The sequence below is a fragment of the Microvirga aerilata genome (assembly GCF_016743775.1).
Classification (GTDB): Bacteria; Pseudomonadota; Alphaproteobacteria; order Rhizobiales; family Beijerinckiaceae; genus Microvirga; species Microvirga aerilata.
Map to the genome: position 1 here is coordinate 1 of NZ_JAEQMY010000147.1, position 8,335 is coordinate 8,335.

An 8,335-nucleotide genomic window follows, 5' to 3' on the forward strand; every position below is an offset into this window, starting at 1 on the left:
GATCAGCCCTGGACCATCATGTCCATCGGCTTGCGTGAATGGGCGCATCAGTTCTGATCAGTGGGACTTGGTATAAGACCATCTCCCGTCCTCTGCCTGTTGGAGCCTTACTATGATCCTCCTAAGCTTCTTTCGCCTCATCCGCACCGTCTGGGTCGAAACGCGTCACATGCAAGCCGACACAATGCGCCGCTACCCGCACCTGAGAGATTGGGGCTAACAGCCTGCGCCCAGTTCACGCCTTTACAGGAGTAACCTGCCCATGTGGATGTCACTCATTCTCGCAAAGGTTCAAGCGTGGATCACCTATCGCGATACCGTGCGGGAACTGCAATATCTTGCCGACAAGGAACTGGCGGACCTTGGAATATCCCGCAGCGATATCAAAGACGTCGCACGTCGAGCAGCGCAGTAGCAGTGCGCTCCACTCACGTAGACCGATAGCCATCCTGCCACTAGGTTTGGTTTTGTTGCAAACCCCGATGTAGGTCAAGAGACTGCTGGAATTGACCTCAGGTTAGGCCGCCACGCCGAGGAGAGCAGCAATGAAATTACGCTGAGCCCGCATATCGTTTGCTGGTGCGTTCAGAACCTGACCTTTGCGGATCATCGCCACCGCCTCATAGCCGGCAATCGTCTGTGAGGCAGACACGAAGCTCTTGAAGCCCAATCCGGGCCTGACCGGGCACTTGATCCGCCGATGATCCTGCTCGACGATGTTGTTCAGGAACTTCAGCTGCCGGAGTTTGGCGAACCGCCAGATCTCTCCGGCACGTTTCATAGCTTTCGTCGCTACAGGATAGGCGGCATTCTTGTCGACCGTGATAGTCCGCGGACGGACTGTATGTGATTGCTTCAAGGCTTTCCGGAAGAAACGCTTGGCAGCAGTCGCATCCCGCTTGACCGAGAGCAGAAAGTCAATCGTCTGCCCGGCCGCATCAACGGCACAGTAGAGATAAACCCACTCGCCCTTTACTCGGATATATGTCTCGTCTACACGCCAGGGGCCGGTTGTCATGCGCAGATGCGGGCGGACGCGCTTCTCCAACTCCGGTGCATAGGCCTGGATCCATCGAAACAGGGTGGTGTGATCGACCTGCACGCCACGATCGGAGAACATGCACTCGAGATCGCGGTAGCTGATTGGGAACTGAAGATACCAGCGGACTGCCCACAGGATGATCTCCGCCGTGAACTGCCGACCCTTGAACGGGTTGTTCTTGCCTGTCTTCACCACGAGCCCCTCTCTACGCACTCAGCGTCATAGCCCGAGCAGGGGTGCCTTCAAAGCTGCAACAGAATCGTCACGACAAGCCCCGTGAGATCGCCCGCCCATTGCTGCTCCACCATCCGCGCCATCGAAGCCGCGGCCTTGCCGGCCCCGACGATGGTGCGCCCCTGCGGGGGGGCGGCAGGTTCGGAGGCACGCAGTGAGCCGGGTCGGCCGCCGCGATGGCGGCCTCAAACAACGATCGCAGGAATGCGCGGGGCTGGACCATCGGCGTCACCTGTCCTTACGCATTGTCGCCTTGGATGGCCGCGATGACGGCGTCCGTGACCTGACGGGTCGTGGCCTGGCCGCCAAGATCTGGCGTATGCAGCGACGGATCGACCGTGACACGTTCAATCGCCCTCATCAGGCGCTCGGCCGCAGGCTTCTCACCCAGATGCTCCAGCATCATGGTGGCCGTCCAGAACGTGCCGACGGGATTGGCGATGCCCTTGCCGGTGATATCGAAGGCCGAACCATGGATGGGCTCGAACATGGACGGGAAATGCCGTTCCGGATTGAGGTTCGCGGTCGGCGCAATGCCCAACGATCCGGCTAGGGCTGCTGCCAGATCCGACAGGATGTCCGCATGCAGGTTGGTGGCCACGATGGTGTCAAGCGTACCGGGTTTCAGGGTCATGCGCATGGTCATGGCGTCGACGAGCATCTTGTCCCAGGTCACGTCGGGATAGTCCTGCGCCACCTCGGCCGCGATCTCGTCCCACATGACCATGCCATGCCGCTGCGCATTCGACTTGGTCACCACGGTGAGAAGCTTGCGCGGCCGCGAGCGCGCGAGCTCGAATGCAAAGCGCATGATGCGGGTGACGCCGGCGCGGGTGAAGATCGTGACCTCGGTCGCAACCTCCTCCGGAAAGCCCCGGTGGGATCGGCCGCCCTGGCCGGCATACTCCCCCTCGGAGTTCTCGCGCACGATCACCCAGTCAAGATCCTTCGCCTCCACATTGCGCAACGGGCCCTGGATGCCCGGCAGAATGCGGGTCGGACGCACATTGGCGTATTGGTCGAAGGGCTGGCATATGGCGAGGCGCAGCCCCCAAAGCGTGATGTGGTCTGGCACGTCGGGCGCGCCGACGGCGCCGAAGTAGATGGCATCGAACTTCTTCAGGGTCTCGCGACCATCCTCCGGCATCATGATGCCGTGTTTCTTGTAGTAGTCGGACCCCCAGTCAAAGCTCTCGAAGTCGAGCTTGAAGCCCCCATCGCGGTCGGCCAGAGCCTGGAGCACCTCGACCCCGGCGGCAATGACTTCCTTGCCGATGCCATCGCCGGGGACCGCTGCGATCTTATAACTGTTCATCGTTGTATCCTTCTAGCTGCGGCCGCTGACATGCGGCGGCCAAGAGTTGACTTCGTTCTTTTGCTTGGCTCACCCGATCGCCTCGGCTACGGCCTTGCCGGCGGTCTCAGTTCCGGCATTGCCGCCGAGATCGCGCGTGCGCAGGGTTCGCTCGCTCAGCACGTCCTCGATCGCCTTGACGATGGCCGCGGCCGCTTCGCCCTCGCCCAGGTGCTCCAGCATCATGGCGCCGGCCCAGATCTGGCCGATGGGGTTTGCGATCCCCTGCCCGGCAATGTCTGGAGCCGACCCGTGGACGGGCTCGAACAGCGACGGAAAATCACTGTTGGGATTGATGTTGCCCGACGGCGCAATGCCGATAGTTCCCGTGCAGGCGGGACCGAGATCGGAGAGGATGTCGCCGAACAGGTTCGAGGCCACGACCACATCGAACCAGTCCGGATGGAGCACGAAATGGGCGGTCAGAATATCGATGTGATACTTGTCCCACTTCACGTCCGGATAGCTCTTGGCCATCTCCTCCACACGTTCATCCCAATAGGGCATGGTGATCGAGATGCCGTTCGACTTCGTGGCCGAGGTCAGGTGCTTCTTGGGACGCTTCTGCGCGAGGTCGAAGGCGAATTGAAGCACGCGGTCGACGCCAATGCGCGTCATCACGGTTTCCTGGATGACCACCTCGCGCTCAGTGCCCGGGAACATCTTGCCGCCGATGGAGGAGTACTCGCCCTCGGTGTTCTCGCGCACGACCCAGAAGTCGATGTCGCCGGGCTTGCGGTTGGCAAGCGGCGTCGGCACGCCGGGCATCAGCCGCACGGGCCGCAGGTTGATGTACTGATCGAACTCGCGCCGGAACTGGAGCAGCGAGCCCCAAAGGGAGACGTGATCCGGGATCTTCTCCGGCCAGCCCACCGCTCCGAAGAAGATGGCATCGTGCGAGCCGATCTGCTCCTTCCAGTCCTCCGGCAGCATGCGCCCGTGCTTGGCGTAGTAGTCGTAGGACGAGAAGTCGAAGTGGTCGAGTTGCAGGCCGAAGCCGAACTTCTTGGCAGCGGCTTCCAGGACACGCACGCCTTCGGGCGTCGTCTCCTTGCCAATGCCATCACCGGGGATGACCGCCAGCCGATACCGCTTCTTATGATCCTGTGCCATGTGAGGTCCTGTTCGTCAGTAAAGCGTGCCTGAAAGGCCGATATGAGATTGCGCGGTCGCGGCTGATGCTTGAAATCGCCGCGACCGCGACCCGGTAAGGGCCGCCGACCACGCGGTTGTCAGTTGCTACTGCTGCCCCGTCACGCCTGCGCCCTTGATGATCGGGACCCATTTGTCGATTTCAGAGTTGACGAGTTGGGCGAGAGCCTCGGGGGTCTGGCCGGCCTCATCCGGGAGCTCGGCACCGAGGTCGAGAAGGCGCTTGCGCGTGGTCTCGTCCTTGAGGGCGGCCTTGGCGGCGGCATTCAGCTTCGTGACGATCTCCTTGGGCGTGCCCTTGGGTGCGAAGAGCGCGTTCCAGCCCGTCGCCTGAAACTGCGGCAGCCCCTGCTCTGCCGATGTCGGCACGTCCGGGACAACCGGAAGGCGGTTCTGGACCGCGACGACCAGTCCGTTGGCCTGCTTTCCTTGGACGGTCGGCACGATGGCGACAGTCTGGTCACAGACATAGTCGACCTGGCCGCCTAGCAGCGCATTCAGGGCCGGACCCGAGCCGCGGAACGGCACGTGCTGCGGCTTCACTCCCAGAAGGGATTCCATGAACAGGCACGTCAGGTGCGAGGTCGAGCCGACACCGCCTGAGCCGTAGTTCATCTTAGGGGCATTGGCCTTCAGGTAGGCGATGAATTCCTTGAAGTCCTTGACCGGCAGGTCCTTCTTCGCGACCACGAGCATTGGCGTTGACGCCGAGTTCATGATCGGCTCGAAATCGGTGCGTGGGTCATAGGCCAGCTTCGGGTAAAGACCAACGCTCGCCGCTTGGGTTCCCAGGTTGCCCATCAGGATCGTGTAGCCATCGGGCTCAGCCTTTGCGACCCGCGTGACGCCAACGGTACCACCGGCGCCGGTGACGTTCTCGACCACGAGCTGCTGACCAAGGGTTCGGCCCATGTGATCTGCCATGAAGCGGGCAACCACATCGGTCGTTCCGCCGGCGGTGAACGGAACCACCAGAGTGATCGGCCGTGTCGGATAGGTGCCCTGTGCCTGTGCGGCCGTCGCGACGAAGCCGAGAGCCGCGGCGAGAGTGAAGAGAGCTCGTTTCATGTGCATTTCCTTCCCTGGTTGATTGGTATTGTCGGATTACCGGCGCCGCACGCGCGCCACTTGCTACTCAACAAAGACTTCGTCACGTCCCTTCCGGATCGTCGGAAGGAGTGCGAGGATGACAAGCGCCACCGCGAGCAGGCCGGCGCTGATCGGATGATCGAGGAATTTCATTATGTCACTGCGCGAGGTGATGAGCGCGGCGCAGGTTCATCTCTTCCATCAACTTGCCGAGCGCGAAGCTGAGCAGCAAAGCTTGAGCGGTCTGAGTGAGGCCTCTCTAGCCCGACCCTAGGTGTGTTCACCATCGGATCCATGCGTGTTCCTCCTGAAGATGCCGCTGCTTCTTGTGAGCGCCAGGTTTGCTGTGAGTAGACCCCACGGCTTCCATGGAAGTTGGCATACATTAAGAAATGCCAGAAGGAGCTCGCTTCGTCAACCATCCATTCATACTTGCATGGAAGGGACCAAATAGGGCAGAATGAAGCAGGAGGGCATGCTGGTGAACAAGCTGCACATGCGGGCGAAGCAGGAGCCCGAAAGGAAACCGTCGCTGGTCGAGGACGCCTACAAGGCGCTCAAGGATGCGATCCGCAACAATGTCTTTCCGCCCGGCTACCAAGGCTCGGAGCAGGAAATTGCCTTGCGTCTCGGCATGAGCCGGACCCCGGTTCATGAAGCCATCATCCGGCTCCAGGAAGATGGCTTGGTCCGCGTGCTCTCAAAGCGAGGCGTCACCGTCTGCCCACTCGCCCCGGAGGACATGCGCGAGATCTACGAGGTGATTATCGCAATCGAGGCCATGGCGGCAGAGCTGCTTGCCGCTCTGCCTGCCGAGGAACGGCACCTCGTAGCCGACGATCTTGAGGCAGCGACTTCGGACATGGAACAGGCTCTCCGCGACGATGACCTCGCGGCGTGGGCTGCCGCAGACGACCTGTTCCACCGGACCTTGGTGGAGCGCTGTGGCAACGGCCGGATCCGCAGGATAGCGCAGACGGTGACCGACCAAGCCCACCGGGCGCGGATGCTCACGCTCAGGCTTCGATCCAGGCCGACGGGTTCGGTCGCCGCCCACCGAGACATTATCGCTGCAATCCGGAAGGGGAAAGCCGTCGCGGCCCACCAACATGCCCGTCAACATCGCATCGCCGCCCGCGATGAACTCGTTCCGCTGATCGTGAGCATCGGCATTAAGCATCTGTGACGCATCCACTCGAAAGGAAGACGGTTTCATGGATATCCACATTGCAGGGACGTTCCCGACCAAGCAGGCTTCGGCTGATGCATTCACCGGAACTGTTTGGCACGATCCGATCATCGATGCCCCTCCCCCAGCCCGCATCCGCGCGAACCGTGTGACCTTCGAGCCCGGTGCCCGAACGGCATGGCACGCCCACCCGCTCGGACAGACCCTTTATGTCATCCTGGGCGTTGGGCGCGTGCAAGCCTGGGGTGGACCGGTCAGAGAGATCAAGGCTGGCGACACGGTGTGGATCCCGCCGGGCGAGAAGCACTGGCACGGGGCAGCACCCCAAACCGGCATGGTTCATATCGCGATGCAGGAGGCCCTGGATGGTTCCCATGTCACTTGGCTGGAGCACGTGACGGACGAGCAGTACGGCGTGCAACCTGACGCCTAGGTTGGCTGGGAACGCAGTGAAGGTCGTGGCCTGACACTGAGCATCGATCATGCTGCTTCCTAACTGTTGCACTGACGTGCCAGAAGCTGCCGTTCCGCTGGCGCACGTTGTCCGCGCATGAGCATTAGCCCGGCGGCGTGTAGGGATTGGACGTGCCCCGCAGCGATTGGTGGGTTATGCTCAGCCTCCTCTCGAACTCCGCCCAGATCCTCAGGGCCGGCCCTCACTCCGTACTCCGTTGGCGCTCGATTGAGAGCAGAGCTTGTGCTGACACCGCCATGCCATGCCGGAGTGGACAGCCGCCGCCGTCCATGTAACGGCTTAGACCCATGCTGTTGTTCATCCTCTCCCTATGTGGGTTCTCGGGTGCACTTGCGACCCGGCTCCTCGACCCGCTCATTACAACCATCGCGTCGGACTTCGCCACGTCCGTGGGCGTCGTGGCTATCCTGTCCTCAGCGTTTGCGCTGCCCTTCGGTCTCAGCCAGCCGTTTCTTGGCCCAACAGGGGACGCATTCGGCAAGGCTTTGGTGGTCAAGGTGGCCGTGGCGAGCCTGGCGCTGTGCCTGCTTGCTTCCGCCCTGGCACCCGACCTGACGGTGCTGTTCATCACCCGGGTTCTCGGTGGCATCGCGGCGGGCGGGATCATGCCGGTGTGTATGGCGATGATCGGGGACAGCTTCCCGCTTGCTGTCCGGCAGGTGGCGATGAGCCGCTACATTGGAGCGACGCTGATTGGGCAGATCGTTGGTGTCAGCGTCGGGGGAATGATCGCCGAATGGATCGGCTGGCGCGGTGTGTTCGGGTGTGCCGCCGTTCTGACCGCGCTTGCGGCCGGCGCGGCGATGATGCTGTTGCCCAAGCCGAACGGCCAAAGGGCAGCGCCGCCGAGCATGGCGCAAGCCGTTGACCGATACCGCATGGTACTGAGCAACCCCCGATCCTTCGTGTGCTTTTCGATCGTCTTTCTGGAAGGTCTCGCGATCTACGGCATCATGCCTTTTATTGGCGAGCTCTTGCGCTCGCGGGGAGCCGGCGGGTTGCGCGAGGCTGGATTTGTGATCGGTGGCCTCGGGATCGGAGGCCTCCTGTATGCCTTTGTTGTGCCCCTCATTCTGAGGTTCGCGAAGCGGCCTGCGATGATGGCTGCTGGTGGTAGCATTGCCGCTGTGGCGCTGGCGACCATCGGACTGGACGTGAGCTGGGCCACCCAGATGGCGTCAATGGTGGGGCTCGGGTTCGGCTTCTTCCTCTTGCACAATTCGGTGCAGACTGAGGTTACGGAACTGGCGCCCAGCGCGAGGGCATCGGCATTCTCTCTGCACGCTTTCAGCTTCTTCATGGGACAAGCGATCGGACCTATTGCGTACGGGGCAGCGTTGCCGATCCTCGGGGCGACAGCCAGTTGCGCCGGAGGCGCTGTGATCCTAGCCGTTACGGGCGTGGCAGCCAGCAAGCTCCTCGGACCGCCCCTGGGCCGTTCGGCTTAGGAGGCAGAAGAATGCCGACGTTTTCCCCGTCCTCACAGTCAGGGCTACACGCACGGCCAAAGGGTGCACGTGCCACCAGCCAAATCTCTGGCGCTATCATGGTAGCAATTGCATTGCTCCTGCTCCCAGAGCAATCCTCTGACCGAACGGGCAGGTGCAGAAATCAAGACCGGCAATGGTCCGCAGTGGGGCAAAGTGCAATATTGGACAGACTAGATGAAGGTCCGCTCGTTGCGCCTTTGTAGAAGTTCAGCGTACTTCCGGAACGTGCCATGTGTATGGTCCGGCCGTGCGTCGCAAGATGATGTTGGCGGACTGACGAACGTGAGAGCTGCATCAATGTATTCGGCCT

The 8,335-nt window shown here is 61.8% G+C and carries 9 protein-coding genes; 4 read left to right on the forward strand and 5 right to left on the reverse strand.

What is annotated here, in order from left to right; all coding sequences use genetic code 11:
• Positions 1-262 precede the first annotated feature (262 nt).
• Positions 263-415 (forward strand): DUF1127 domain-containing protein, encoded by a 153-nt coding sequence (locus tag JKG68_RS29785; RefSeq protein ID WP_376773237.1) that lies wholly within the window; start codon positions 263-265, stop codon positions 413-415.
• A gap of 102 nt (positions 416-517) precedes the next feature.
• On the opposite strand, the gene JKG68_RS29790 is transcribed toward JKG68_RS29785, so the two are convergent.
• From JKG68_RS29790 to JKG68_RS29805, 5 genes are all read right to left on the reverse strand, one after another.
• Positions 518-1,234 (reverse strand): IS6 family transposase, encoded by a 717-nt coding sequence (locus tag JKG68_RS29790; protein WP_202065771.1) that lies wholly within the window; start codon positions 1,232-1,234, stop codon positions 518-520.
• Positions 1,235-1,284: 50 nt separating this feature from the next.
• Entirely contained in the window at positions 1,285-1,359 is a 75-nt protein-coding gene (locus JKG68_RS35015) for a hypothetical protein (RefSeq protein WP_376773238.1), read from the reverse strand.
• A 155-nt stretch (positions 1,360-1,514) separates the two neighbouring features.
• Positions 1,515-2,591, reverse strand: a complete 1,077-nt coding sequence (locus JKG68_RS29795; RefSeq protein WP_202065772.1) for a tartrate dehydrogenase — start codon at positions 2,589-2,591, stop codon at positions 1,515-1,517.
• Between the two features lie 69 nt (positions 2,592-2,660).
• The gene (locus tag JKG68_RS29800; RefSeq protein ID WP_202065773.1) at positions 2,661-3,743 is read right to left on the reverse strand and encodes a tartrate dehydrogenase; all 1,083 of its coding nucleotides are present in this window, start codon (positions 3,741-3,743) and stop codon (positions 2,661-2,663) included.
• 126 nt (positions 3,744-3,869) lie between these two features.
• Entirely contained in the window at positions 3,870-4,850 is a 981-nt protein-coding gene (locus JKG68_RS29805) for a tripartite tricarboxylate transporter substrate-binding protein (protein WP_312891039.1), read from the reverse strand.
• Positions 4,851-5,346: 496 nt separating this feature from the next.
• Between JKG68_RS29805 and JKG68_RS29815 the strand changes: the two genes are divergently transcribed.
• From JKG68_RS29815 to JKG68_RS29825, 3 genes are all read left to right on the forward strand, one after another.
• On the forward strand, positions 5,347-6,057 hold the full coding sequence (locus tag JKG68_RS29815) for a GntR family transcriptional regulator (RefSeq protein WP_246516052.1): 711 nt from the start codon (positions 5,347-5,349) through the stop codon (positions 6,055-6,057).
• 28 nt (positions 6,058-6,085) lie between these two features.
• Entirely contained in the window at positions 6,086-6,493 is a 408-nt protein-coding gene (locus tag JKG68_RS29820) for a (R)-mandelonitrile lyase (RefSeq protein ID WP_202065775.1), read from the forward strand.
• A gap of 329 nt (positions 6,494-6,822) precedes the next feature.
• Positions 6,823-7,983, forward strand: a complete 1,161-nt coding sequence (locus tag JKG68_RS29825; RefSeq protein ID WP_202065777.1) for an MFS transporter — start codon at positions 6,823-6,825, stop codon at positions 7,981-7,983.
• The last annotated feature ends 352 nt before the right edge of the window (positions 7,984-8,335 follow it).

Coding starts and splice junctions, on each gene's coding strand:
- JKG68_RS29825 (WP_202065777.1), top strand. CDS start 6,823: ATGCTGTTGTTCATCCTCTCCCTATGTGGGTTCTCGGGTGCACTTGCG.
- JKG68_RS29795 (WP_202065772.1), bottom strand. CDS start 2,591: ATGAACAGTTATAAGATCGCAGCGGTCCCCGGCGATGGCATCGGCAAG.
- JKG68_RS29785 (WP_376773237.1), top strand. CDS start 263: ATGTGGATGTCACTCATTCTCGCAAAGGTTCAAGCGTGGATCACCTAT.
- JKG68_RS29800 (WP_202065773.1), bottom strand. CDS start 3,743: ATGGCACAGGATCATAAGAAGCGGTATCGGCTGGCGGTCATCCCCGGT.
- JKG68_RS29815 (WP_246516052.1), top strand. CDS start 5,347: ATGCTGGTGAACAAGCTGCACATGCGGGCGAAGCAGGAGCCCGAAAGG.
- JKG68_RS29805 (WP_312891039.1), bottom strand. CDS start 4,850: ATGAAACGAGCTCTCTTCACTCTCGCCGCGGCTCTCGGCTTCGTCGCG.
- JKG68_RS29820 (WP_202065775.1), top strand. CDS start 6,086: ATGGATATCCACATTGCAGGGACGTTCCCGACCAAGCAGGCTTCGGCT.